The sequence below is a fragment of the Streptomyces sp. Inha503 genome (assembly GCF_047215865.1).
In the GTDB taxonomy this organism is placed as follows: domain Bacteria; phylum Actinomycetota; class Actinomycetes; order Streptomycetales; family Streptomycetaceae; genus Streptomyces; species Streptomyces lycopersici.
In genome coordinates, this window is sequence record NZ_CP178360.1 from 462,126 (window position 1) to 488,834 (window position 26,709).

General features: G+C 71.6%; 14 protein-coding genes and 2 pseudogenes. 8 read left to right on the plus strand and 8 right to left on the minus strand.

Annotated elements, in window-relative coordinates; all coding sequences use genetic code 11:
* The first annotated feature begins 44 nt into the window (after nt 1–44).
* Nucleotides 45–1,535: a GAF domain-containing protein gene (locus ACJX2R_RS02100; protein WP_413098463.1), complete on the plus strand. Its 1,491-nt coding sequence runs from the start codon at nt 45–47 to the stop codon at nt 1,533–1,535.
* A gap of 141 nt (nt 1,536–1,676) precedes the next feature.
* On the opposite strand, the gene ACJX2R_RS02105 is transcribed toward ACJX2R_RS02100, so the two are convergent.
* Nucleotides 1,677–2,285, minus strand: coding sequence for a TetR/AcrR family transcriptional regulator (locus ACJX2R_RS02105; RefSeq protein WP_413098464.1), 609 nt, complete (start codon nt 2,283–2,285; stop codon nt 1,677–1,679).
* 114 nt (nt 2,286–2,399) lie between these two features.
* On the opposite strand from ACJX2R_RS02105, the gene ACJX2R_RS02110 reads away from it, so the two are divergent.
* Nucleotides 2,400–3,140, plus strand: coding sequence for a VC0807 family protein (locus ACJX2R_RS02110; RefSeq protein WP_413098465.1), 741 nt, complete (start codon nt 2,400–2,402; stop codon nt 3,138–3,140).
* Between the two features lie 5 nt (nt 3,141–3,145).
* Nucleotides 3,146–4,276: an agmatine deiminase gene (aguA, locus tag ACJX2R_RS02115; protein WP_413098466.1), complete on the plus strand. Its 1,131-nt coding sequence runs from the start codon at nt 3,146–3,148 to the stop codon at nt 4,274–4,276.
* Nucleotides 4,277–4,426: 150 nt separating this feature from the next.
* On the opposite strand, the gene ACJX2R_RS02120 is transcribed toward aguA, so the two are convergent.
* On the minus strand, nt 4,427–4,819 hold the full coding sequence (locus ACJX2R_RS02120; RefSeq protein WP_413098467.1) for a hypothetical protein: 393 nt from the start codon (nt 4,817–4,819) through the stop codon (nt 4,427–4,429).
* Nucleotides 4,820–5,188: 369 nt separating this feature from the next.
* On the opposite strand from ACJX2R_RS02120, the gene ACJX2R_RS02125 reads away from it, so the two are divergent.
* Nucleotides 5,189–5,353 carry a hypothetical protein gene (locus tag ACJX2R_RS02125; protein WP_413098468.1) on the plus strand — a complete coding sequence of 55 codons (165 nt, stop codon included), beginning with the start codon at nt 5,189–5,191 and terminating at the stop codon, nt 5,351–5,353.
* 13 nt (nt 5,354–5,366) lie between these two features.
* Here ACJX2R_RS02125 and ACJX2R_RS02130 read toward each other — a convergent pair.
* Both ACJX2R_RS02130 and ACJX2R_RS02135 read right to left on the minus strand, forming a co-directional pair.
* A pseudogene (locus ACJX2R_RS02130) lies at nt 5,367–5,606 on the minus strand (IS5/IS1182 family transposase); the annotation flags it as partial.
* Nucleotides 5,607–5,924: 318 nt separating this feature from the next.
* A complete protein-coding gene (locus ACJX2R_RS02135) occupies nt 5,925–6,866 on the minus strand; it encodes an MBL fold metallo-hydrolase (protein ID WP_413098469.1) in 942 nt (313 codons plus the stop codon).
* A 102-nt stretch (nt 6,867–6,968) separates the two neighbouring features.
* On the opposite strand from ACJX2R_RS02135, the gene ACJX2R_RS02140 reads away from it, so the two are divergent.
* Nucleotides 6,969–7,928, plus strand: a complete 960-nt coding sequence (locus ACJX2R_RS02140) for a cupin domain-containing protein (protein ID WP_413098470.1) — start codon at nt 6,969–6,971, stop codon at nt 7,926–7,928.
* Here the strand turns inward: ACJX2R_RS02140 and ACJX2R_RS02145 are convergent.
* The 4 genes and pseudogenes from ACJX2R_RS02145 to ACJX2R_RS02160 all read right to left on the minus strand — a co-directional run bounded on the left by ACJX2R_RS02145 (nt 7,915) and on the right by ACJX2R_RS02160 (nt 23,092).
* A pseudogene (locus tag ACJX2R_RS02145) lies at nt 7,915–8,715 on the minus strand (IS5 family transposase). The gene ACJX2R_RS02140 and the pseudogene ACJX2R_RS02145 sit on opposite strands and share 14 nt — an antisense overlap.
* A 267-nt stretch (nt 8,716–8,982) precedes the next feature.
* On the minus strand, nt 8,983–9,750 hold the full coding sequence (locus ACJX2R_RS02150; protein WP_413098471.1) for a hypothetical protein: 768 nt from the start codon (nt 9,748–9,750) through the stop codon (nt 8,983–8,985).
* A complete protein-coding gene (locus ACJX2R_RS02155; protein WP_413098472.1) occupies nt 9,747–11,624 on the minus strand; it encodes a class I adenylate-forming enzyme family protein in 1,878 nt (625 codons plus the stop codon). The genes ACJX2R_RS02150 and ACJX2R_RS02155 overlap by 4 nt, the downstream gene beginning before the upstream one ends.
* Nucleotides 11,621–23,092 carry an amino acid adenylation domain-containing protein gene (locus ACJX2R_RS02160; protein WP_413098473.1) on the minus strand — a complete coding sequence of 3,824 codons (11,472 nt, stop codon included), beginning with the start codon at nt 23,090–23,092 and terminating at the stop codon, nt 11,621–11,623. Before ACJX2R_RS02160 ends, ACJX2R_RS02155 begins: the two co-directional genes overlap by 4 nt.
* 955 nt (nt 23,093–24,047) lie before the next feature.
* On the opposite strand from ACJX2R_RS02160, the gene ACJX2R_RS02165 reads away from it, so the two are divergent.
* Genes ACJX2R_RS02165 through ACJX2R_RS02175 form a run of 3 tightly spaced genes read left to right on the plus strand, consistent with a single transcriptional unit; the run spans nt 24,048 to nt 26,709 of the window.
* The gene (locus tag ACJX2R_RS02165) at nt 24,048–24,704 is read left to right on the plus strand and encodes a cytochrome c oxidase subunit II (RefSeq protein WP_413098474.1); all 657 of its coding nucleotides are present in this window, start codon (nt 24,048–24,050) and stop codon (nt 24,702–24,704) included.
* On the plus strand, nt 24,701–26,350 hold the full coding sequence (locus tag ACJX2R_RS02170) for a cytochrome c oxidase subunit I (RefSeq protein WP_413098475.1): 1,650 nt from the start codon (nt 24,701–24,703) through the stop codon (nt 26,348–26,350). The genes ACJX2R_RS02165 and ACJX2R_RS02170 overlap by 4 nt, the downstream gene beginning before the upstream one ends.
* The gene (locus ACJX2R_RS02175; RefSeq protein ID WP_413098476.1) at nt 26,347–26,709 is read left to right on the plus strand and encodes a hypothetical protein; all 363 of its coding nucleotides are present in this window, start codon (nt 26,347–26,349) and stop codon (nt 26,707–26,709) included. Before ACJX2R_RS02170 ends, ACJX2R_RS02175 begins: the two co-directional genes overlap by 4 nt.

Genomic DNA, 26,709 nt, shown 5'->3' on the forward strand with positions numbered 1-26,709 from the left:
AGGACGCGTCCCGGAGGTCGAACGTGGACATACCCAAGCCATCGATGGAGGCCACCGCCGGCGCGGCGGGCCGCGAGGTCGCGGTGCTGGGGCCGCGGCTGCGCGCGTCATGGCAGCGCAGCGAGCACTACGGGCTGTCGCCGGAGGACATGCGGCCCGTGTTCACGGGCTCGGTGGACACGGCCTCCCTGCTCTACGAGTGCGGCCACGAGGTGCTCCAGGGGCTGCACAGGACGCTCGCCAACGAGCCGGTCAGCATGATGATCACCGATTGTGACGGTCTCGTACTGTGCAGGCTGTGCGACGACCCCTCGATCAACCGGTCGCTCGACCGGGTCAACTTGGCGCCGGGTTTCTATTTCGCCGAACGCAACGCCGGCACCAACGGGCTCGGCCTCGCCCTGGCCGACCGCACCCCGTCACTGGTGCGGGCCGATGAGCACTACTGCACGGCATTGCGCGGATACACCTGCGCCGCGGTCCCGATCCTCGACCCGAACACCGGCTCTCTCGCCGGCAGCGTCAACCTCACCACCTGGTCCGACTCCTCGTCGGAGCTGCTGCTGGCGCTCGCCCAGGCCACCGCCGGGAACACGACAGCGCTGATGCTGGCGCGCGGAACCGGCCGGAGGCCCCGGCCGACCCCACGCGGGGAAGTGTTCCGCGTGTACGCCGACCGCTTCCAGCAGCACGAGGACCCCCACGCCACGGTTTCTCACAGCTGGAACAAGGCCGTCGCGACGGCATGCGCCGCGCTGGCCCACGGACGGATCGTCGCTTCCGTGGGTGAGCCCGGAGCGGGCAAGACCGCGCTGATCTCCCTCGCCCGTCGGCAGACGGAGCCACGCGAGCGCGTTCTGAGTGCCCGGCCGCCCGCCCCGGACGACGCACCCGGCTGGCTGACACTGTGGACTCCGGAGCTCGACAAGGACAGCACCTGCGTCATCGTCTCCGGGGTGGATGCCCTGCCGGCGTGGACGGCCGCCGAACTGGCGCGCGTGTTCAGGCGAGCGCGGCGGACGGACGGGGGCACGCCCGGCCGTCTACAGCCGTTCGCCATGACCGCGGAGAGTTATTCCGCCATCCCGGAAGCGCTTGCTCCACTGGTCGACACCGTGGTCGAGGTGCCCGCCCTGCGCAGCCGCCCGGACGACGTCATGCCCCTCGCCCATCACTTCGCCCGCCAGCACCGCGGACACGCGGTCACCTTCACGCCCGCCGCCGAACGCGCGCTCACCGCCTACGACTGGCCCGAGAACGTCAGGCAGCTCCGCCAGGTCATCCGCAACGCGGCGTCCCGCACCGAAGTCATCGACACCCATCACCTTCCGGCGGAGGTCTTCACCGATGCCGTCCGGCGCCTGGGTCGCCTACAGGAACTCGAACGCGACGAGATCGTGCGCTGTCTGACCGAACCGGGCACCACCGTGGTACAGGCCGCGGAGCGACTCGGCATGAGCCGCGCGAGCGTCTACCGCAAGGTGGCGCGATACGGCATCAGGCTGCCCGACCGCACCCGTCCAAAGCAGTCCTGACCGTGCACGGCGCCGCCGGCCATACATGACTCGGCCGGTGCGGGTCGGCCCGGACGCGTTCGTCAGGCAGCCCGGGCGCAGGTTCCCCGCCATCGATAACCGCCTGTCGCAAGACGATCACGCAGAGCCTGCCGCGCGCGCCTATGTCTCCGGGTGCTCGGACCCGTCCGCTGCGCCGGGCAGTTGGGTCAGGTGCAGGTGCAGGACGGCCCGGATGGTGTCCGGACTCAGGCGGTCGGGGTGGAGCGTCGCGCTAAGGGCAAGTCCGTCGAGCACCGCGGCGAGATGCTCCGCCGCCACCGGATCGTCCACGCCCAGACGGTGCAGCAGACGCCCAGTGACGGCCCGCAGCCCGTCGTGGAGTTCGGCGGCGATCTCGCCCAGGGCGGGGTCGGTGCGGGCGGCCGCGACGAAGTCCAGCCAGACCGCGGTCTCGTCGGCGCGCGCCGCGTCGAGCGGCAGGAACTGACCCGCCACCTCCTGCGCCACCAGGTACAGGTCGTCCCCGGGATCCCGCCGCTCGCGCTGGGCAGCCACTCGCACGTCCACCCGGTGCACCATCTCGCGGGCCGCGGCCATCAGGAGTTCGCGGTGGCTGGCGAAGTAGTGCCGTACGGACCCGATGGCGAGGTCGGCCTCGGCGGCGACGTTCCGGAGTGTGGCCTGCTGGATACCGCCGCGGGCCACGACGCGGAAGACGGCGTCCACGATGTCGCGGCGGCGCTGCTCGGGATCCACTACCTTCGGCATCCCGCTTTTATAGCATGACCGTGCTACGATTTTTTTTAGCATGGTGGTGCTAAAACAAAAGGGCTGAGTGACACCGCAGCCCGCCGTCCCGGTGACCAGGATCAAGGAGAAGCCATGGACCCGTCGGAACCGACCTCTTCGCCTTCAGTACCGCAGTCGGCCCGGCCGTCGGCGCCCGCGCGCCCGCGCCGCCTCGGCCGCCTCGGCCGCCTCGCCCGCTTGGCCCTCGACCTGGGCATCTCGCCCCTCGCGTACTACGGCTGCCTCCTCGCGGGTCTGGCCACACTCCCCGCGCTCCTGACCGCGACCGGAGTGGCGGCCCTCTGGCTCGCCGCCACCGCCCTGCACGACCGGCGTGCCGACGGCCTGGCCCTTGCCATGCTCCTCATGTACGGATTTTCGGCCGCCTTCGCCGCCGTGACCTCCGAACCCCAGCCACTGCTCCTGCGTGACCCACTGGTCAGCGCCCTCGCCGGATTCGTGTTCCTCACAAGCTGCCTCACCGCCACGCCCGCCACCGCCTATCTGGCCGGCAAGCTGCACGGTCAACCGGTGCACGACCCGATCCTGCTCCGCGCGCACCGCACGGAGACGCTGGTATGCGGTGCCGGACTCTTGGCAGAGGCCGTGGCGCGTATTCTGCTCGTGCTGACCCTGCCGGTGTCCACGGCCGCCTCGCTCACGCCACCGTTGGAATTCGCCGTCCTCATCCCGCTCGTCGTGTGGATGGTCCGCCACCGCAGGAACGCGCGCGCCCGTATCACCGCCCAAGTGCCTTCGCCGACGCGGGACTCCGAGCCTGCGCCGCCGTCGGTCGCCTGCGTCCTCGAACGCCATCGCGGGGGTACGCGATGAGGACCATGGACAGCACGCCCGCCGCGGACGGCTTCCGCATGCCGGCGGAATGGGAGCCGCACGACGGATGCTGGATGGCGTGGCCGCAGAACGGCTACGTGTGGCGCGAAGGAGCCCGCCCCGCGCAGCGCGCCCTCGCGGCCCTCGCCAACGCCGTCGCGGACACCGGGGAGGCGGTCACCGTCACGGTCACCGGCGACCAGTACGCACACGCCCGCTCCCGCCTCGACTCCCGCGTCCGCGTGGTGGAGACGACCAGTTGGCTGGGCTGGGCCCGGGACATCGCCCCCACCTACGTGGTCGACGGCACCGGGCGGCGCCGCGGCGTGGACTTCGCCTTCAACGGCTACGGCAACCGCTACCCGTACTGGGCCACCGACGACCAGTACGCCCAAAGGGTGCTCGACCTCACCGCCACCGACCGCTACCGCGCCCCGCTCGTGCTGGAGGGCGGCTCCTTCCACGTCGACGGACAGGGAACCGCCCTCGTCACGGCCGAGACCCTGCTCGACCCCGCCCGCAACGACGCGCCCTCACGCACCGCCATGCATCGCCTCATGGCGGCCTACCTCGGAGTGACCCGCACCGTGTGGATCGAGTGGGGCCTCGCCTACGACGGGACGCGCGGCCACGTGGACAACATGGCGTGCTTCGCCGCCCCCGGGGTGGTCTGTCTGACCTGGACTGACGACACGAGCGACCCCCAGTACGAGCGCAGCGCACGCGCCTTGGAAGACCTGAGAAACGTCCAGGACGCCAGAGGCCGTACCCTCCGGGTGGAGAAACTGCCGCTGCCCGGCCCGCTGTACGCCACCGAGGCCGAGCTTCGAGGCATCGACCATCACGGCATCCCGGTCACCGGCACCGTGCCGCGCCCCCGGCTCGCCGCCTCCTACGCCAACTTCTACACCACGCAGGACCACCTCTTCGTCCCCCTGCTCGACCCCGAACATGACGACGAAGCCCTCGCCCGCCTCGCCAGGATCCACCCGCACCACACGGTCGTCGGCCTCCCCACCCGCGAACTCCTCCTCGGCGGCGGCAACATCCACTGCGCCACCCAGCAGATACCGAGCAGCGGTTCGGTGGTTCAACGGGCCCTGGCAGCCGACGCCGTACATGCGCCAGCCGTGTAGCAGATGACCTCGCGCAGTTGTTCGCCCGTAGGCGGATCGAGGTCCCGTAGCCGGTTGAGTCCTCGGCGCACCAGGACGCGGTGCACGGTGTCCGGCGCGACCGTGACGCCGTGCGGGCTTCAGCCGACATCCGCAGCATGTCGTCGGCCCTCACCGCCGACCACTCGGCAGCTCATGTCCCTCCGTGATGAAGGCAGCCCGTGCTGTGAAGCCGGAGAACGCCGTTGCGAAGCGGTTGTTGTGCTCAGCTTCCTGCCTCAGCCACTGGTCCGGCCTTTCCTCCCGCCGGATGGCTTCCAACCCAGCCCGCAGGGAACCGAGCCGTACACCAATTGATCCCACGACGTCAGCGGTTACGCCGTTGAGAGCTTGAGGTCCCAGCACCATGATTTTGGCGGCGCACGTGTGGGAGGCCTTAAGAGCAATCGTGGCCTCATGAATGCAGGAGGAGGCCTCTTGCATAGCATCCTCTATGTTTCGGGCAATCAGCTCATTTTGATGCTCGTTTTTATATTTCACTACCGTTTCGAGATGTATACGCACCTCGACCAGCGTCCTAAGGCCCCAACAACACCCACCGCCGCGCCCAGCACGGCCGCCATCCCCTGGTCCATATCGGCATCCTGCCCGACGCATCGACCGTTCGTAGCGGCTTCTGACAGACCAGGAGGCAGCCCATACCGCTTCCTGACAGCGGCGGCCTCGGTGCCGTAGCGGTACACGGTGGTGGTGCCAGCACTCCTTAAATGGGCCAGCACCGGCAGAGCCGCTGGCCGATTGGCGGGCGCCGCCGCGTCCCTCGCTCCAGGCGCCGAGCGGCCAGCAGAGTCGTGTCCGCTCCGAACCGCAGCGGTCCTCGGAACGCCCCGTATGCCTCAGTCGGCTTGTGCGCCGAGTAAAGGAGCGCAGCGTATGAGCTTATGCTTGAAGGCGATCTCCTGTGATGAGTATCTGGCATTTGTCCGGACGCGTGATTACTGGGTGCGGGCCGTGGGAAACGCTGGAGCCGCCTCCGCCGAGGCACTCGGCATGGCGGCGCTGTGCGGCACCCGGCCCGCGCTGGCGGGGATACGGTGAGCCCTTTCCAACCTCAGTCTGAGCTGGCCAGATGGAGGGTGAGGACGGCTTGGACGAGGCTGGTGATCCGGGTAGTCGAGCAGCGGAGCGTGCATGGCGCGGCCAGGACTTGAGGGTGCGGTGGCTTGTTCGGCCAGTGCGCGGGTCTTCGCGTGGGACCGGTTGACAGCCTGCTGGCCGGCGGAAGGGGTTCCCACCGGCCGCGGTACGGGAGATGGACCGTGCCGCCTGCGCCCTGGTAGTCCTTGTCAGCTGAGGCCGGCCTCGGCGAGAGCCCCGATGATGCCGGATGGCGTCCCGCCGAGTGGCGTAGGCGCCAAGGCGCCACGACTTCGTAGGTCCTGGCCCGGCGCGCGGCCATCGCCCGTCTCCGGCCAGCGTCTCCCTCGCGGGCAGCGGCTCTTCGCCGCGCTGAACACGAGGGCGGTGCCCGGCGGGCGGGAGGCCCCACACCGACGGGTGCCCATCTCCTACACCACGCCGCGGGGCGCGACCTGATGCCGTGCTCGCGTGCGGCCCGGACGCCACGGAGGGCGCCGATCAGGGCCGGGGAAGCCCACGGACCACAGGTTCACTCAGAGACTGACGTTCTCTTGTTCGGACTGGCTGTTGCCCATGGGCCGAGGGCGAACCCATCCCTCGCCTGTCGGACTTCCACAGCACCCGCACCACCGAAGTGCGCAGGAACGAGCAGTTCCCGTTCATCAGCTGCCCGCTGGAGAATCCGACGGCGACTGGCCACCGCTTGTTCCGGGGCCAGGCAAGCACTGCTGTTGCAGCAGGGTTGCAGGATCTGCACCGGGCTGTGCACCAGATCTCCGACGAAGACAGCCCGGTCGCTCCTGGAGGCGAGCCGTAGCACGGACGAACCGGGAGTGTGGCCGGGCGCGGACTCCAAGGTGAGGTGTTCGTCGATGCGGTGCAGACCATCCCACAGCACGGCCTGTCCGGCCTGGTGGATGGGGGCGATGCTGTCTTCGTAGATCAGGCGGTCGACTGCCTGTAGGCCGTTCCCGTACGCGTTGTCCGGACCGTAATGGAAGTCGTCTGCGGCTGGAATGAGGTACTGAGCGTTGGGAAACGTCGGTACCCATTCCCCATCTGCGTCGACGGTGTTCCAGCCGACGTGATCGACGTGAAGGTGGGTGTTGACGACGACGTCGACATCCTGCGGGCGAACATCAGCCCTCGCCAGGAGACCGAGAAAATCACCCCGACATTGGTGGAACGGTGGCATGCCCGGTCGCTCCCGCCCGTTACCCGCTCCTGTGTCAACCAAGATGGTCCGCCCACCGCTGCGCAGCACCCACGTCTGGAGCGCAAGTACCGCCCAGTCGCTGTCCGGCTCCCAGTGGTCCGGCGCCAGCCAGTCCTCGTTGTCCTTCCATACATCGGCAGCAGCCTCCGGAACCATGCCGGAAGCAGGCGCGAACGGTCTCTGCCACTCAACGACCCGGATGACCTCGACGTCCCCCAGGACCATGCTCTGCGCACTCTCGTTTCCGTTCGTCATGTACTCGACCTTAAGAAAGGCCAGACGACCCTCTCAATGCGCATCCAGCTCAATAAAATACGTATTCGTCTCACATCTGATTACAGACGATATCCTGCACGGATGGATGTTGTGAGCGACGCGATCTCTGCAGTACACCTCGGGCACCCCTCGTCCCACCGGGTGCGGATGAGCGGGAGTTGGTGCGCGCGGCTCGACCCGTACGACGGCGCGGGCTTCTACGTCGTCCTGAAGGGCAGTTGCTGGCTGCTGCCCGACGGTGGCGCCCCGGTGTCTCTCGGCGTGGGTGACGCGGTGCTGCTGCCTCATGGCGCAGGCCATGTGATCGCCGATGCCCCGGTCGACACGGCGGTCGCCGAGGAGACGGCGGTGCCGTTCGAGCAATGGCTTGCGGGGACAGGGCCGCGAGCCCTGCCCGATCGCGACGAGGCGGAGATGCTCTGTGGCAGGTACTGGCTCGACTGCAGCCGCCTGCACCCACTCATGACAGAGCTGCCTGAAGTCGTCCACCTTCCCAGCCGAGTAGGCAGCCACCTCGAACTCCGCGCTGCGATCGACCTGCTCGCCGGTGAACTGGACGAGAGGCGGCCCGGCTCCTGTATCGCGCTCCCGAGCCTGCTCGACCTCCTCCTCGTCTACATCATCCGTTCCTGGATGACCGAGGCCACCAGCGGAGCCTGGCCCCGCGTACTGAGCGACCCGGTGACGGCCGCCGCCCTGCGGGCGCTGCATTCAAACCCGGCCGCCCCGTGGAGCAACGACCGCCTGGCCGCAGAGGCGGGCGTCTCCCGTCCCACCCTGGCGCGCCGGTTCACCACCCTGGTCGGTCGCCCTCCGATGGCGTACCTCACGTGGTGGCGCCTGATCCTTGCCGCCACCCTGCTCCGAGACACCGCGGACACCCTGGCCACCGTCGCCAGCCGAGTCGGCTACGGCAGCCCGTACGCACTCTCACACGCCTTCGAAAGGGAGTTCGGCACAACACCGGGGCGGTATCGAATGCAGGCCGCGGGACGACCCGCCCCCCACCGCACGCCCTCAACTGACGTCAAAACAGACTGACATCGTAAACACGGTCAGGCAGTGAGCCCTTTCCGGCCAGATGGAGGGTGAGGACGGCTTGGACGAGGCTCCTGATCCGGGTCGTCGAGCAGCGGAGCTTGCGAAGGAGCCGCCATGACTTGAGAGTGGCAACGGCCTGCTCGACCAGGGCCCGGATCCTCGCGTGGGACCGGTTGACGGCCTGCTGACTGGTGGACAGCTAGTCCCACCGGCCGCGGTAAGGCGTGCGGACTATGCCGCCTGCACCCTGGTAGCCCTTGTCCGCCCAGCAGGTGATGCCGGCGTCCGTGAGAGCGTCGATGACGCCGTGCTCCTGGGCGGCCCGGACGTCGTGGACGGCCCCGGCCAGGGCTGGTGAGGCCCACAGCAGACGGCCGTTCGGGTCGGCTATGACCTGCACGTTCATACCGTGTTTCTTGTGCTTGCCCGAGTAGAAGGGCCGGTCGGCGGCGATCCGGTCGATGGGCAGAAGCGTCCCGTCCAGGATCAGATATGCCTTCCTCGACGCAGCCCGTACAGCTTCGGCGAGCGTGGGGGCGAGCGCGGCCAGGAGTTCGACGGCCTCGGTGATGTAGCGGTAGACGGTGGTGGTGCCGATGCCGAAACCGGCTGCGAGCTGGGCGTAGGGCTGACCGTTGCGGAGATGAGCAAGAGCGAGCAGAGCCTGTCGGCCCGCACTCAGCCGCCGCCATCGGGTACCGAGAGCGCGGCGGTGTTCTCTCAGGCGGGAGGCAAGGAAGCGGAGGGCAGAGCTGGACACGTCGACGCTGGACGGGTAGACAAGCATGCGAAGCCTCTTGTGGAGACGGTTCTCTTGGTCGACAACCCGTCTACCAGGGGCTTCGCCCGTTCGCCAGGCCAACTTCCCAGCCAGCACGGCAGGTTGGAAAGGGCTCGGTGTCGTCATTCGGTGGTCAGTGCCTGGAGTCGCTGGCGCAGGGTGGTGGCGGTGGCGAGGCGCACCCGGCCGCACCCCGGAACGTGGACGAAGCCGGGCCACAGAGCGTGCTGGTTCTGGTCGTTGACCCGGGGCCGTGGGCAAGGCCTGTACGGCTCAGCGTGGCGGGGTCGTCTCCGGCGCGCCGGTGTCGGCGCAGGTGGCGGCGGGGCTCCTGTCCTTGGCGAGGAAGATGGTCTGCGCCATCATCCGGTAGCCCGACATCCCCTCCCGCAGGGTCTCGATGGACTCCTCCGGGTGCACCGAGTCGATGACCGCGTTCGGACCGACCGCATTGAACTGGTGTGAGACTCCGCGCGGTATCTGCATGTCCACCCAGGAGTTGGGCGGCACGATCACGTTGTGCCGCTCGCGGCGCACCCCGTCGGGGGTGCCGGGCAGGTCGTCGGCGAAGCAGGACAGCGGTGCGAAGCGTCCCGTCGGGGGGCGGATGGTGATCGGTGACAGGCTGGACACGCGGATCGTGGTGTCCGGGCCGGTCATCATCCGCACGAACCGCAGCCCGGTGTGCAGGTGCATGCGCGAACAGATGTCGCGTGCCGCCGTGTCGTAGAAGTCCATGAGGTAGCGGTCGGCGAAGAAGCCCGGGAAGGGCGGCTCCAGCATGAAGACGTCGCCCTCCTCGAAGATCTGCGCCCGCTTCAGCTCGCCCGTCGGTGCGGGTCGCTCCGCCTCCTCCCGGTGGGCCGCCCGGACCAGGCCGGACAGGGCGTCGACGACGGTCAGGGCGGTCTCCGGGGGCAGTTGCACCACCGGGGTAAGCCGGTTGCGGTCCGGGTCCAGGTGGCCTCGGACGTCGAGGATCTCGTCCTCGTGGTCGGGCGACCGCTTCATCCGGCCGGTGGTCTCGGTGGGCTGGGTCATCCTGTCGCTCCCGTGTGCTCGTTCGGACCGGGCTCGAGGTGGCGCGCCCAGAGGACGCCGCCCGCGTCGTGTCGCCCGGCGCGGAGCACCGAGCAGCCGGTCAGGGACGTTCCGCCGTTCCGCTGCCGCGACAGCCATTCCCAGCGGTCCGTTCCCCCGCTGCCGGGGACGTCGAGGAAGGACAGCAGCGGGCCCAGCGGCCTGGCGGGGCCACCCGGCGCGGGCCCGTGCGCGAGGAGGACCAGTGCGCCGCCGTCGAGGCGGGTCTCGACGCCCCACGGCACCGGCCCCGCCTCAACACCCTGCCGGGCGGCCAGCTCCGCGGCCAGTTCCCCGTGCACCGAGAACGGCCACGCGTCGAGCAGCATCGCGCGCCACCCCGCCTTCGCGCGGGCGAGTTCCGCGTCGACGGGGGCGTGCCAGTGCTCACGCAGGAAGTCGTAGGCGGCCAGGACGGTGTCGTCCCCGGTTCCTGCGTGCGGAGCGGCGGTGTGTTCGGCGAGGGACCGCAGGGCCGGGTCGTCCGCCCCGGAGTCTAGGAGGTGGCGTGCGGTGGCCGCGGCATGGCGCAGCAGTCGGTCGTACCGTGCGGGCGCCAGGCGGCGGGCGGCCAGCGGCCGGCTCATCGCCCGGCGTTGCGGCTTTCCGGTGGCGGTCGCCCGGTATCCGCCGAACTGGACGACCGCGGGCCGCAGCGGCGATCGCTCGTACAGGGTGCGGACCTCGGGCACCGGCTGTTCCGTCGCGATGAGGGCGACGTCGTCGCCGAGCGTGGGCTCGTCGACCGCGACCGCCGCGAACCGGCCGGTGAGACCCGCCCGGCGCCATCCGTGCTCGATGTCGAGGGGGTGGTGCTTCTCCCCGCCCCGGTTGATGCGCTCGCCCGCGCGGCCCCGCAGGACGAGGAGTCCGTCCCGGAGTTCGCCCAGGTCGCCGGTGCGCAGCCAGCCATCGTCGGTGACGGTGGCGGCGGTGTTGCGCGGGTCCTGCCAGTAGCCGGTCATCAGGTCAGGGGTTCTGATCCAGACCTCGCCGGATTCGAGGTGGAGTTCGGTATCGGGCAGTGGCACGCCCACCGGGGGCGTCCGCTCCAGGTAGTGGGTGCGGAAGTCGGTGTCGTCGAGCAGCGGCATGGTGAAGCTGAAGTTGACCGCCTCCGTCAGGCCGTAGCCCTGACGCAGCCGCGCGCCGTAGCGGGAGTGGAAGCGGCGGGCCAGGTCGGCCGTGAGCGGGGCAGCGGCGGTGATCAGGTAATCCAGCGCGTCGGGCCACGCGGGAGCGGCCTCGACCAGGTCCGCGAGGAGGGCCGGGACGATGGAGGCCGTCCTGGCGCCGGAGGCGTTCAGCGCGGCGAAGTAGCCGGCCGGGTCGGAGGCGGGGTGCAGGGTGAGCGGGGTGCCGGTGAGGTGGGTGCCGAGCAGTGACATGACCAGTGCGTTGCAGTGGTACAGCGGCAGGCAGGTGCCGTGCGGGCGGTCCGGTGCGATGCCGTGCAGGACCGCTGTGCGGCGTGCGTTGCCGATGACCGCCCGGCGGCTGAGCACGACCCCTTTCCGCGGCCCGGTGGAACCGGAGGTGAACATGATGAGCGCCGGGGGTTCGGGCGTCGGGTGCGCGTCGGGCAGCCCGGTGCGCCGGACTCCGTGGACGTCCACGACGGCCGCGGCGGCGACCCGGGCGGCGCCGGCGGCGAGGTCCGCGTCCCCGGCCCGTGGGTGGAGCGGGACGGCGACGAGTCCCCGGTCGAAGCAGCCGAGCAGGATGTCCGCGAGGCGGCGGCCGTCTGGAAGCCTGATCACCACCCGTGCCCCCGCGGGCAGTTCGTCGAGTGCGGCGCTGTCCGCCTCGTACGTGGCGTCCTCGGCGGCGGTCAACGGGCCCTCCCGAGGGCTTCGGCGAGCCGGACGCCGACGGCGTCCACGTGCTGGGGCTGCATCACTTGGTGGTGCCGCGCGTCGACGTGTCCGACGGTCAGCTCGCCGCCGGCGTACGGCCGCCACAGTTCGTGCGCGGGCGCTGCGCGCCGGGGCTCGCCGGCGGCCTCGATGTAGGTGGTGTGGCCCGCGTAGCGTGGGGGGCGGTAGGCGCGCAGCAGAGCGTCGTTGTGCCGGGAGACGGCGATGACGCGGGCGATGTCGTCCTCGGTGAGGCGGGCGAAGAGGCTGCCCTCGCGGCGCAGCAGTGCCGAGACGGTGGTGAAGTCGAGGGTCTCCGGGGCGAGGCGGTCGTCGTCGAACCCGGCGGCCGTCAGCAGCACCCGGTGCACGCGGTGCTCGTCGATGGGCTCGGCGGGCCCGGCCCCGGTGGCGGCGACGGTGTCGACCAGGAACAGCGTCCCTTCGGGCTCGCCGAGTTCCCGCAGCCGGACGGCCATGGCGTGCGCCACCAGTCCGCCGAAGGACCAGCCGACCAGGTGGTACGGGCCGGACGGGCGGACCGTGCGCAGCAGTCGCAGATAGCGCTCGGCCATCTCCTCGACCGTGCCGGGCAGGTCCGCCACTCCCCCGGTGCCCTCGGCCTGGATGCCGTGGACCGGGTGGTGCCGGCCGATGTGCGGCAACAGGCCGGCGTAACTCCAGCTCATACCGCTCAGCGGGTGGACGCAGAACACCGGCGCGGCCGCTCCGGTGGCCCGGAAGGGCACGAGGTGTGCGGGGGCGGACGCGGTCGGCGGCCCGTCGAGCAACCGGCTCAGGGCGGCCGGGGTGGGGGCCTCGAAGACATTCCGGAGGGCGGGTGCGAGTCCGAGGACGTCGCGTACCCGCTCGGTCAGCCGGGCGGCGAGCAGCGAGTGGCCGCCCAGTTCGAAGAAGTTGTCCTCGGGGCCGACCCTCGGTACGTCGAGCACCTGGGCGAACTGGCGGCACATCAGGTCCTCACGGAGGTCGCGCGGCGGTTCGGCGCCGGTGGCGGCCGCCCAGTCGGGCTCGGGCAGCCGGTCGCGCAGCAGCTTTCCGTTGGCGCCGAGGGGCAGCCGGTCCAGCGCGAGCAGCCGGGCGGGCACCATGTAGTCCGGCAGGTGCCGGGTCAGATGTGCCCCGACCGCGCCCAGATCCGCGCCCTTCGGGGTGACGTAGCCGACGAGCCGACGGTCGTCGGCGCCGCGGTCGTGCACGGCGACCGCGGCGGCCGTGACCTCCGGGTGCCCGCCCAGCACGGCTTCGACCTCGCCGAGTTCGACGCGGTGACCTCGGATCTTCACCTGGTCGTCGGTCCGGCCGTGGAAGCGGAGCACCCCGTCGCGGCTCCACGACGCGAGGTCGCCGGTGCGGTACATCCGCCGGCCGGCCGGACCGAAGGGGTCCGGCAGGAAGCGGGCGGCCGTCAGTCCGGGGCGGCCGAGGTAGCCGGTCGCGAGGCCCGCGCCGGCCAGGTACAGCTCGCCTCTCGTGCCCGGGGGGACGGGGCGGAGCCGGTCGTCGAGGACGTAGGCGCGGGTGTTGCGCAGCGGCCGGCCGAGCGGCACGGTACCGTCGGTCCGCGCGTCGACCGGATGGGTGGCGGACCAGACGGTGGTCTCGGTCGGGCCGTAGCACGCGAGCAGCGACGCGGTGGCGGCGGCCAGCTCGTCGGCGAGTTCCGCGGGGACCGCCTCGCCGCCGACGACGGCTCGTATGTGACGCAGTTGTCGCGGTCGTCGTGCCACGAGCGTCCGCCAGAGCGACGGGGTCGCCTGCGTCACGGTGACGCGGTGCCGGTCGAGCAGCGCGCACAGCTGGTCGGGGTCGCGCAGCGCGTCCTGGTCGGCGAGGACCATGGCACCGCCGGTGATCAGTGGCAGGTACAGCTCGGGCTTGCACATGTCGAAGCCGATGGGTGCGGAGGCCAGCATCCGGTCGTCGGGGCCGACCGCGAGCTGCTCGCCCAGCGCGAGCAGCAGGTTCACCAGCGCGGCCCGTGGTACGACGACGCCCTTGGGCCGCCCGGTGGAGCCCGAGGTGTACGTGACGTACGCGGTGTCCGGTGGCACCGGCAGCGGCTCGGCCGCCCCGGTCGTGACAACGGGTTCGGCGGCGGATCCGGTGGCCTCGCGCACCACGAGGAGGGGTCGGGCGTCGGCCAGGAGCGCCGTGACGCGCTCGGCCGGCAGGGTGGGGTCGACGGGCAGGTAGGCGGCGCCGGTCGCCTGGACGGCGAGGAGGGTGGCGGGCAGGTCGGGGCCCCGGCGCAGCACCACGGCGACCAGGGCGCCGGGGCCCGCGCCGTGCGCGCGGAGTTCCCCGGCGAGGTGTTCCACCCGCTCGGACAGGTCCCGGTGGCTGAGCACGGTGTCGCCGTGCAGGACGGCGGGGGCCTCCGGGGTGCGGTGTGCCTGGGCCGCGACGAGCGCCGCCACGGTGGTGTCGGGCGTCTCGCGGTCGGTGCCGCTCCCCTGTCCGGTCAGCCGCTCGTGCTCGCCGTCGACGAGCACCGGCAAGTCGGCGACGGGGAGCTGAGGATCGGCCACGGCCGCACGGAGCAGCCTCTCCAGGCGGGCGAGCATCAGGCGCGCGGACGCGGGGGTGAACAGTTCGGTGTCGTACTCCAGAAGACCCTCGATCCCGGCCTCACCGCCGTGGGCCGTGTAGTGCTGCCGCATGCTCCACAGCAGGTCCATCCGGGAGGCGCCGCCGTGCACGGCGACCGGTTCCGTCCGCAGGTCCGGCAGGTCGAACTCGGCCGCCGGGGTGTCCTGGAACGCCAGCATCACCTGGAAGAGGGGGTGTGCGGCGAGGGAGCGCGGCGGGTTGACGGCCTCGACCACCCGCTCGAAGGGGACCTCCTGGTGCGCGAAGGCGTCGAGGTCGGTGGCGCGTACCCGCTGGAGGAGTTCGGCGAACGTCGGCGCTCCGCTCAGGTCGGTGCGCAGCACCACGGTGTTGACGAAGCAGCCAACGGTGTCGTGCAGCGCGGCGTCGTGCCGTCCTGCGACGGGTGTGCCGAGGGGGATGTCATCGCCCGCCCCGAGCCGGTGCAGCAGTGCGGCGACCGCGGTGTGCACCACCATGAACAGGCTGGTCCGAGTGGTCGCGGCGAGCCGGTTCAGGCGGGCGTGCAGCGCGGCGTCGAGTGTGAAGGGGACGGTCTCCCCGCGGTGTGCGGAGACCGGCGGCCGGGGACGGTCCAGCGGCAGCCGCAGCACCTCCGGGGCACTGTGCAGGATCCGCGTCCAGTAGTCGACGCCGGTGTCCGGGTCGCGGTCGAGCAGGCTGAGCGTGTAGTCGGCGTAACTCACCGGTGTGCTCGTCCACTGCGGGGCGTGGCCCGCGGCACGGGCCCGGTAGGCGGTGGACAGGTCACGGGCCAGCGGACCGAGCGACCAGCCGTCGGCGGCGATGTGGTGCAGCAGGAGCAGGAGTACGTGGCGCTCGGGCGCGGTCTCGTGGAGCACGGCCCGGACCGGGAGTTCCCTCTCCAGGTCGAAGACGTGCGCGGACGCGGCGGCGAGCAGTCCGGGCAGTTCCGCCTCCGAGGTGACCACCGTCTCGAACGCCAGGCCGTCGGCGTCGCGGATCCGCTGGTACGGCTCGCCGTGATGTTCCACCACGGTGGTGCGCAGGCTCTCGTGCCGGTCCAGCAGGTCGCCGAGGGCCGCCCGCAGGGGTTCCACACGCAGCGGCCCGGTGAACCGGACGGCGAAGGACATGTTGTAGACGGAATTGGGGCCGGCGAACCGGTCGAAGAACCACAGCCGCCGCTGCGCGGGCGAGAGCGGTACGCGCTCCGGTCGCGGGGCGGCGGCCGCCCGGACGGGAGAAGCCACGGCAGCGCCCTCCGCGACGTGGCGTGCCAGGTCGGCGACGACCGGGGCGTCGAACAGGGTGCGGATGCTCAACTCGCGGCCGGTCTCCGCGCGCAGCCGGTTGATCAGACGGGTGGCGAGCAGCGAGTGTCCGCCCAGGTCGAAGAAGTTGTCCTCGGCGCCGACCTCGGCCAGTCCCAGGGTCTCGGCGAACAGGTCGCACAGCAGCCGTTCCTGCGGGTTCTCCGGCTTGCGACTCACCAGCAGCGCGGTCTCCGGGGGCGGCAGGGCGGCGCGGTCCAGCTTGCCGTTCCCGGTCAGCGGGATCTCGTCTACGGGGATGACGAAGGCGGGCACCATGTGCGCGGGCAGCACCGTGCGGGCGTGGGCGCGCAGTTCCGCGGCCGACGGCGTCCCGGCCGGGCCGGTCCCGGCCGGTCGCGTGGCCGGGACGGCGTAGCAGAGCAGGCGGCCGCCGTCGGCGCCGGTGTCGGCGAGCACCACGGCCCGGTCCACGGCCGGGTGCTGTTCGAGGACGCGCTCGATCTCGCCGGGCTCGATCCGGTAACCGCGGATCTTCACCTGCTGGTCGATCCGTCCGAGGTACTCCAGCGTGCCGTCCGGCCGCTGCCGCGCGAGGTCCCCGGACCGGTACATCCGGGTGCCGGGCGCGCCGAACGGGTCGGGAACGAACCGGCTCGCGGTGAGCGCCGGCCGGTCCAGATAGCCGCGGGTCACGCCGGGGCCGGACACGTGGATCTCGCCGGGGCAGCCCGGCGGCACCGGTCGTAGCGCGTGGTCCAGCAGCCGCAGGCGGAGGTCGGGCAGCGCGGTTCCGATGACGCTCGCGGTCTCTTCGGGGTCGGTCAGCTCGGTGTACGTCGCGTGGACGGTGGTCTCGGTGATCCCGTACATGTTGACCAGGGCGGGCCGGCCCGGGCCGTGCCAGGAGCGGACGCGGGACGGTTCCAGCGCCTCCCCGGCGCATACGATCACCCGCAGGTCGGGCAGCGCGTCCGCGCCGGCTTCTTCCTCGGCCCGGAGGAGCTGGTAGAAGGCCGAGGGAGTCTGGTTCAGAGCGGTGACTCGCTCCCGGCGCAGCAGCGCCAGGAGGTCCCTGGGCGAGCGGGCCACGTCGTCCGGCACCACCACCAGCCGCCCGCCGCGGCCGAGAGCCGTCCACAGCTCCCAGACGGAGACGTCGAAGGCGTAGGAGTGGAACAGGGCGTGTACATCGGCGTCGAACCGGAACCACTCGTCGGTCGTGGCCAGCAGCCGTACGACATTGCGGTGGGTGACCAGGACGCCCTTGGGCCGGCCGGTGGAACCGGAGGTGTAGATGACGTAGGCGACCGCCTCGGGGTCCACGGTCACCGCGGGCGGGTGCGCCGGGTGGCCGGCGGCCGTGTCGGGGCCGTCGAGGAGGATCTGTGGGTGCGGGACCGGCAGCGGGGCGCCCGTCACGACGAGCACGGGGCCGGCCTCCGCGAGCACCCCGCGGATGCGCTCCTCCGGGTACGCCGGGTCCAGGGGCAGATAGCCCGCGCCCGACTTCAGCACCGCCAGGATCGCGATGACGAGGTCCGCCGAACGCTCCAGCACCAGGCCGACCAGGCGCTCCGGTCCCGCGCCGCGCTCGACGAGGAGGTGGGCGAGACGGTTGGCGCGTGCGTCGACTTCCGCGTAGGACAGGGGGGTGCCGCCGTGGGTGAGGGCCGGGGCGGCCGGGCGGCGGCGCACCTGCGCGGCGAACAGGGCGGTCAGCGTGGCCGGCCCGGTGTCCCGGTCCGGGGCGGGCGCGGAGGCTTCGAGGTCGGCGCGCTCGTCGGGCAGCAGCAGGTCGACGCGTCCCAGTGGTGCCGCCGGGTGGTCGGCCATCCGGCCGAGGACGGCGCGCAGGCGGTCGAGCAGACGGCCGGCCGTCTCGGCGTCGAACAGGTCGGTGTCGTGGTCGAGTTGGAGCCGCAGTCGGTCGCCGGGCACGGCGATCAGGGTCAGCGGGTAGTGGGTGCCGTCGCGGCCCTGGACCTCCCGCAGCTCCAGGCCGGGTACCAGGGTGGCCAGTTCCTCGTCGTCGACCGGGTAGTTCTCGAAGACGACGACGGTGTCGAAGAGTTCGGGGTGACCGGTGACCGCCTGAAGGGTCGTCAGGTCGGCGTGCTGGTGGTCGAGCATGGCCAGTTGCTGGGCCCGCAGGTCCGCCAGGCAGTCGGCGACCGGCCGGCGTGGGTCGAGGCGGACCCGGACCGGCACGGTGTTGATCAGCAGCCCCACGATCCGGGCCGCACCGGGCAGTTCAGCCGGCCGGCCGGAGACCGTGGCGCCGAACACCACGTCGTCCCGGCCGGTCAGGGCGCCGAGCAGGACCGCCCAGGCCAGTCGCAGGACGACGCTGGTCGTCAGGCCGCCTTCCCGCGCCAGGGCCTCGACGCGGGCGGTGAGCTCGGGGTCCAGTTCGGCGGTCGTGCGGCGACGTGCCCCGGTCGCGCCGCGTCGGCCGGGGCCGCCGACCAGGGTCGGGCCGTCCACGGACGCCAGCAGCGCGCGCCATGCCGACTCGTCCGCGCGGGCGTCCCGCGTGGCCAGCCAGTCGAGGAAGGCGCGGTACGGCGTGGCGGGCGGCAGCGGATGACCGGCGTAGAGCGAGAACAGTTCCCAGATGAGGATCGGCATGGACCAGCCGTCGACCAGGAGATGGTGCGTGGTCAGGACGAAGGTGTGCCGGTCGGCGGACCTGCGCAGCAGCGCGGCGCGCATCAGTGGGGGGTCGGCGAGGTCGAAGCGGCGCCGTCGGTCGGCGGCGAGGAAGTCCTCCAGGTCCTCCGGTGCGGGCATCTCGCGCCACCCCACGGCGGAGCCCGGTACCACCACCTGGACGGGCCGGCCCGACGCACCCGGCCGGACACCGGCGGAGAGCTGCGGGTGGCGGTGCAGCAGGCGGTGCAGCGCGTCCCGTAACGCTTGGGCGTCGAGTCTCCCGTCGAGGTCGAAGACGAACTGGACGAGGTAGGGGTCCACTCCGTCGTGGTCGTAGAGCGAGTGGAAGAGCAGGCCCTGGGCCAGCGGCGGCAGCGGCAGCAGCAGTTCACCGGTGGCGCGGGACCGAGCCCGGTCGACCAGCGCGCCCAGGACGTCGAACCACCGCTCGGCCAGGTCGGCGACGCGCGTCCCGTCGAGCAGGCCGCCGGGCCAGGACCAGTGGGCGACCAGTTCAGGGCCGTCCGGGCGGTCGGTGATCACCGCGTCCAGCTCGACGGCGTGGCTCATGGCCGGTCCGGCCGCGGTGGTCGGGCCGTCGTCCGACGGGGTCCCGGCGGCGGTCACGTCGGCCAGCACCGACCAGGGGCCTTCGCCGCCGACGCCGAAACGGCCGAGGTAGTTGAAGGCGAACTGCGGCGTGGGGCGGGCGGCCAGGGCGGGAGCGCTCTGCGGGTTGAGATGGCGCAGCAGACCGTGGGTCAGTCCCGCGCGGCCGGAGTCACGGGTACGGGAGCGCACCTGGGCGACCGCGCCGTCCAGGGCGATCGGGTCGGTCCGCGCCTCGGCCCAGGAGCAGCCGGGGTCGAGTACCACGGGATACAGGGTGGTGAACCAGCCGACCGTACGGGACAGGTCGAGGTTGTCCGCGAACTCCTCACGTCCGTGGCCCTCCAGGTCCACGAGAAGCGCGTCCGGGCCGTCCCGCCAGTCGGCGGCCGCCAAGGCGAACGCGGTGAGCAGCAGGTCCTGCACCGAACAGTCGAAGGCCGCGGTCGCGTCGCTCAGCAGGCGCGCGGTGAGCGCGCCGGGCAGGGTGGCGGTGTGGCGGCGCCGGGTGTCCTCGGTGTCCGTCGCGGGATCCAGGGGGCGCGCGGCGACCGGGGGGTCCACGGGCTCGGGCCGCTCGTGGGGGAACGCGTGGAGCACGGCCGGGTGGTGGGCGTACCCCACCAGCGCCTTCGCCCACTGTGCGAAGGAGGTCCCGGTCGGTTGGAGCGTCGGGGTCCGGCCCCGGCGTATCGCCTCCCAGGCGGTTTCGAGGTCGTCCCGGAGGATGCGCCAGGAGACGCCGTCGACCCCGAGGTGGTGCACCGTGAGGGTCAGCGCGCCCGCCGTCCCGGGTCCGGGGTCCGACCAGCGCGCGTGCACCATCCGGCCGCGCTCCGGGTCGGTCGGCGGGCCCGGCCGGTTCAGCTCGACCGGCACGGTGGGCAGCACCTCCAGCGACCAGATCGGGCCCGTGACGGTCAGGGAGAGCCGCAGCATGGGGTGGTGGTCGACGAGGGCCTGCACCACCGCGCGGACCTGCTCCTCGGTGATGCCCACCGGGGTGCGTACGGTCAGGGACTGGACGAACCCGTGGAGCACGCCGCCGCGTTCGCGCAGCCAGTGCATGACGGGCGTCAGCGGCAGCGCGGAGTCGTCCGCGTCGTCCAGCGCGATCCGACGCGCGGGGAGCCTGTCGTCCGCCGTGAGTGCGGCGGCGAGTCCGGCGACGGTGGGGGTGCGGAAGACGTCGGGGGTGGTGATCGCCAGACCGGCGCGCTGTGCCGCCGCCGCGAGTTGGATCGCCTGGATGCTGTCCCCGCCGAGCCGGAAGAAGTCCTGGTCGAGGGGGACGTCCGGCAGGCCGAGCAGCTCGCCCGCCAGCTCGGCGAGCAGCTTCTCGGTGGGCGTGCGCGGGGCCGGGCCCCTTCCGGCGCTACGAGCGGCGACCGCGGACTCCGGCTCGGGCAGCGCGGCCCGGTCCAGCTTGCCGTTGCGGGTCAGGGGCAGCCGGTCCACGGCCACCACCGCGGTCGGCAGCATGTAAGCGGGAAGCCGGTCCCGCACCCGGTCGAGCAGCGCCACCGTGTCGAGGCCGTCCGCCGCACCGCCGGACGCGGTCACGTAGGAGACGAGCCGCCGCCCTCCCGGGCGCTCCTGTGCGACGGTCGCGGCCTGCCGGACCCGTGGGTCGGCTCGTAGCACGGCGTCGATCTCGCCCGTCTCGATCCGGTGGCCGCGCAGCTTGACCTGTCCGTCGGCGCGACCGGCGAACTCCAGCCGGCCGTCCGCGCTCCACCGGGCCAGGTCGCCCGTGCGGTAGACACGCGCCCCCGGCGGCCCCGACGGGTCGGGGACGAAGCGCTCCGCGGTCGCGCCCGCGCTCCCCACGTAACCGCGCGCCACCCCCGCTCCCCCGAGATACAGCTCCCCCACCGACCCCGGCGGCACGGGCCGCAACGCGTCGTCGAGAAGCAGCACCCGCTTGCCGTCCAGCGGGCCGCCGATAGGGACTGACGCCGCGTCCGCGGGCAGTTCCGGGACCGTGTACCGGGTCGCGAAGACCGTGGTCTCGGTGGGCCCGTAGCCGTTGACGACGGTGAGGTGCGGAAGCGCCTGGCGCACCGCGCGGACGGCGTCCGGGGACACCACGTCCCCTCCGGTCCACACCTGGCGAACACCGGCCAGGCAGGCCGGGTCCTCGGCGGCGATGGCGTGGAAGAGTCCCGCGGTCAGCCACAGCCCGGTCACCCCGGTCTCCGCCACGGTCCGGGTCAGTTCGGCCGGGCCGAGATGTCCCGGCGCGGCGACGACCACCTCGCCGCCGGTCAGGAGCGGCACCCACAGCTCCAGGTTGAACGCGTCGAAGGCGTGCGGCGAGTGCAGCAGGACCCGGTCCGCGCCGCCCTCGGACCACAAGCGGTCGGCGGCGAGCCCGGCCAGGGCGCCCTGGGTGATGCCGACCCCTTTGGGCCGGCCCGTGGAACCGGACGTGAACATCACGCAGGCGAGCGCGTCCGGTGACGTCCCGGCCCCGGCGAGCGCGTCATAGGCGGCCGCGTCATCGGCGGCCGGGTCATCGGCGGCCGCGTCGGAGTCGGCTCGCACGTCCAGCACGCGCAGACCGCGGGCGCGGGCGTACGTCACGATGGCGTCGCCCCCGGTGTGCCGGTCGGTGACCAGCAGCCGCGCGTCCGCGTCGGACAGGACGGTCTCCTGCCGGGGCGGCGCGTCGTCCCGGTGCAGGGGTACGTACGCCGCGCCCACCCGCACCACGGCGAGAGCGGCGACGACCAGATCCACCGAGCGTTCCAGAAGCAGGGCGACAGTGCGCTCCGGCCCCGCACCGGCGGCGACCAGCACATCCGCCAACGCGGCGGCACGCCCGTCCAGTTCGCGGTAGGTCAGCCGCTCACCCGTTCCGGCGCAGCGCACCGCGAAGGCGTCCGGGGTGCGGCATACCCGGTCCGCGAATCGGCCGACGGCGGTGTCGGCGGATGCGGCCGAGGTGGGCGCGCCCGTGCCCAGGACGACGAGACGGCGGCGCTCCCCCAGAGTGGTGGTCGCCACTCGCGCCAGGGGCGTGTCGCGTTCGGCCCTCGCCACCTGCCTCAGCACGTGCGGGAAGCGGTCGGCGACGCCTCGCAGCAGATCCTCGCCGTGGTTGGCGGGGTTGGCGTCGAAGTCGAGGCGCAGTTCGCCGTCACCGCGGTCATGCGCGAAGAATGAGAGGTCCTCGGACGGCGGCGCCTGGAGGTTGCGGACGGTCGCGGTGACCGAACCGAAGCGCAACGGCCGGTCGAACCGCTGAATGTTGAGGACTGGCCCGAAGAACCTGCGTCCGTCGTCGGGACAGTCCACCTCCCGGCGCAGGCGCTCGCCCCGGTAGCGCTGGTGCCGGCGTACCGCCCGCAGTTCTTCGGCCACTTCGTCGAGCAGGCGGCCGACGGACGCGGCCGGATCGACGCGGAGCCGCAGCGGCAGGACGTTGGCCGTCATCGCCGGGACGCGGCGGACCAGTTCGGCGGAACGGCCGGCGACCGGCAGGCTCAGGACGACGTCCCGGTCACCGGTCATGGCGTGCAACTGGATCGCGGTGGCCACGGTGAACAGCCGGGTCCAGCGGTGCCCGAGCCGCCGTGCGCCATCCCTCAGCTCGGCGAACTCCGCCGCCGACACGCCCCTGCTCGTGCGCAGCGACCGGTCCGACGCCGCCGCCGGACCCGCTCCGAGCGTCGGGAAGTGCGACCGGCCCGCCAACCGCTCCCTCCACCGGCCGCCGTCCGCGTCGTGCTCGGCGGAACCGCGGTATGCCGTCTCGGCGTCGATCAGCGCCCGAAGCCCGCTCCAGCCGCTTGGCGGCACCGGACGGCCCTCGCACAGATGGTTGTAGACCTCAGCGGCCCGTTCGGCGAACAGGGCCATGCCCGCCCCGTCGAGGGCGATGTGATGGACCCGGTGGAACAGCAGAGTGCGGTCGTCGCTCACACGCAGCACCGCGCCGAAGAACAACGGCCCCGCGTCGCAGCCTCCCGACTCGGCCATGGCCGCCCGCATCCATTTCAACGCCGCGGCATCCGGGTCGGGCGTCTCCCGCAGGTCGACCGTCTCGACGACATGCTCGACATCGGCATCGGCGACGAGCCACTGCACGGGGGCCGCCGAACCGGCCGCTCCGATACGGACGTTCACCGCCTCGCAGTCGGCGCCCGTCCTGGCGACCGCGGTCGCCAGCAGGTCGACGGCGACCGGGCCGTCCAACTGGAGGTACTCCGCCCACTGGTACGCGCCCGGCTCGCCGAACCCCCCACGTTCGGCGAGCCATACCCCCAGCTGCGCGTCGGTGAGCGGCAGTTCAGCACGGTTGTCAGGCATATGAGCGAGCGTTCCCATCCGTCCCGTCGGTGGTATGCCGACGACTGCCGTCCGATGTGTCCGTGTCGATCAAGAAGCGATGCACACCATCGAAGCACGGGAGGCAATGGACGAGTAAAGCGATGGCAATGTGAGAGATCTCACGATTGATCAGCTAACGATAAAAGTGCAGGTGCCCAGGGACTTACGAGACAGAGGGAGGAGCTTCAGCCACATCCGAGGCTGCTTTACCTTCCTCTATGAGAACTCGGCCAAAAAGTCACTCCGGTGGCCGATTAGTCATCCATCGGATGAGCACGGGTCGAGCGAGGCCGGAATCGTCGCGCCCGGAGGTGGGCCCGCGCCCGCTCGCGGATCCTCGAGGCGCTCCTGACGGCATACGCCGAGGGGGCGCTCGACGCACCCGTTCCGGCCGGCAGCACATTCGGCACGGCGGAGCGGGGCGGATGCCGCGCCTACCTCGACGAAAACGTGTGTGAGAGAGCGGAGAGCAGGTGGAAGAGGCAGGAGCGGGACCGCCGAGGAGGCGACCCTGGGTTCGGGCTGCTGTGTGAGGTACTGCTGCGGGAGTACGCCGAGGGGCGTGTCGCGCTGCGGATCACCGCGGCCCCCTCCGGGGGCACGGGGAGCGTGGCGGCATGAGCGAAACAGCGGCGGACGGACACGGTCCTCTGATCGGCGACAACTCCCGCGGCGCCTCGGCGCGGGCGTACGAGATCAGCGACTTCCACACCCCGCCCCGGCCATACCGCCGATCCCTCCGCACGCCGGCCTGGATCAGGTCGAGGCCGGGCGGGATTGACGCTGACGCCCCTTACCGGACGGCATTTTCCGGGGCGGTGTGTCAGATCGCCGTCGGCCCGTGCTGACCGTAATGTCTCGACTGTCCTGATGGAGGTCGTGGGCATCGCGGAATCGTCGGGCGCGGACATCCGGCGGTCGGGAGGTGGACGGAGTGGACCGGCGGCGCATCTTCGATGAGGTGTTCACGCTGGAGGTGGCGGTCGCCTCCTTCGTCTTCCTGGCGGTCATGAGCGCGTTGGTGTTCTCTGTGGCTCGCCGCCGGGCAGGTGCCGGTGCCACGCCGTCCGGGCGCGCCGAGCGGCTTGGGCTGGAGTGGTGCTACGTGGCGGCTCTTGCGGCCGTCGCCGTCTTCCTGGTCCTCTACACCGCTCTGGCGAACCACCGTGAGCAGCGCACCGTGACACGGCCGACGGTGCGGGTGGACGTCACCGGGTTCCAGTGGTGCTGGCGGTTCCGCAACACCCAGCCACAGGCCGGACCGGTGGCCGTCACCGCGACCTGTCATGGGGGCCGCATGCCGACCCTGGTGGTGCCCACCGGGCAGAAGGTCGAGTTCAGGATCACCTCCCGGGACGTGATCCACTCACTGTGGGTGCCCGCCCTGCGCTACAAGATGGACGCCTTCCCCGATCATGTGAACACCTTCACTTTGATCATCGACCGGGAAGGCCGGTGGATCGGCCGGTGTGCCGAGTTCTGCGGACAGCGGCACCAGTCCATGGACTTCTGGCTGAAGGCCGTATCGCCGAAGAAGTACGCCACCTGGCTGCACCACCACGCGATTGCCGGCTCAGGGGCCGCGGTATGACCCTGGCCCCCGAGGCGCGGACCGGCCCCGCACGGGCCCCGGCGCCCGGCGGGTGGCTGGGCTGGGTCACCACCACCGACCACAAGCGGATCGGGCTGCTGACGGTCGGGACCTCGCTCGTCATGATGTTCCTGATGGGCGTCCTCGCCCTGCTCATGCGCAGTCAACTCACCTTCCCGGACGAGCGCCTGGTGGAGGCCCAGCTCTACAACCAGCTGTTCACCATCCACGGCTCCGGCATGATCTACATGGCCATGACGCCGTTCGCCATCGGGCTGGGGGTCTACCTCGTCCCGTTGCAGATCGGCGCCCCGGCGATCGCGATTCCGCGCACCACTTTGCTGGGCTACTGGCTGTACGCCATCGGCGCGGTCGTCATGGTGGCCGGTTTCGCCACACCCAATGGCGCCCACGCCGACGGCTGGTTCTCGTACCCCCCGATGGCCGACAGCGTGTACTCCCCCAGCGTCGGATCGGACCTGTGGATCGTCGGCGTCTTCCTCGCCACGGTCGGTGTTCTCCTCATGGGCTGGGCGGTGCTGTGGACGGCGCTGCGCCGACGCGCCCGTGGGATGACGATGCTGAGGATGCCGGTCTTCTCCTGGTCCATGATCGCCACCTGTCTGATGGTGATCGGCGCGTTTCCCTCCCTGCTGGCCGCGCTCGTCCTGCTGGTGGTCGGCCGGGCGGACCCCTCGGTCTTCGCCTCCAACGTGTGGAACATCGGTTACCAGCATCTCTTCTGGTTCTACGGCCACCCCGTGGTCTATGTGATGTTCTTTCCGTACCTGGCCGCCGTCGCGGAGGTGCTGGCGGTCTTCTCCGGGCGGCGCTTCTTCGGCTACAAGGGCACCGTCCTGTCGCTGCTGGCCTTCGCGGCGCTGTCGATGAGCGTGTGGGGCCATCACATGTTCACCACCGGACAGGCCACCAACGACTACTACTCCCTGACGTCGATCTCGCTTCTCATCCCGGCCGGTGTGGAGTACTTCGGGCTCATCGGCACGGTGCTCGGCGGGCGCCTCGTCTTCCGCGTCCCGATGCTCTTCGCCCTGGCCTTCATCCCGCAGTTCCTCATCGGCGGCCTCACCGGAATCATGGTGGGGACGCCTGTCATCGACTACCACGCCCAGGACAGCTACTTCGTCGTCGCCCATCTGCACTACGTACTCTTCGCGGGGAGTGCGTTCGGGCTCTTCGCCGCGGTCTACTTCTGGTTCCCCAAGGTCGCCGGGGTGATGCTGAGCGAGCGGCTGGGCAGGGTCCACTTCTGGCTGCTGGTGGCCGGGACGAATCTGACGTTCCTTCCGATGTTCGCCCTGGGCTACGAGGGGATGCCACGCCGGGTCTTCACCTATCCGGGCTGGTCCGGGTTCGGACCGCTCAACCTCCTTGCCACCTGCGGAGCCGCCACGCTCGCCGCCGGGATGACGGCCTTCGCCGTGAACGTCCTGTGGGCGCTGCGCAAACGGTCCCTGGGACACCACGACCCGGCGCCCGATGATCCGTGGGGCGGCCACACCCTGGAGTGGGCCACCTCCTCCCCTCCCCCGCCGATGAACTTCACACCCGAGCATCCGCTGCCACCGATCACCAGCATGGCTCCCCTGCTCGATCTCCGACAGCGACCGGGAGAGGGGACGTGAGAACCAGGCGCCCGGGCTTCTGGGTGGCGGCCCTCTGGGGGCTGGCCAACGGCGTCCTCCTCGCCGTCCTGGCCGCCTACGGGGAGTCCGCCCTGGTGTACTGGCTCTGGGGCTCGGTGGTGGTACTGCTGGAGGTCGCGGCCCTCGCCGTACTGGCCGCGTCGCGGACCGGGCCGGAGGAACGGTCGCATTACCGCACGCCCGCCGCGAGCGGGGCGTGCGTCCCGCCCGCCGCGGCCGGAGCCGCGCTCACCGCGCTGTGCTTCGTCTATGGCTGGTGGCTGCTGACCCTCGCCGTCCCGCTCCTCGCCGTGGCCGGGGCCCTGGCCGTACGAAGCCGTACCGCACGGGCCAGGTGA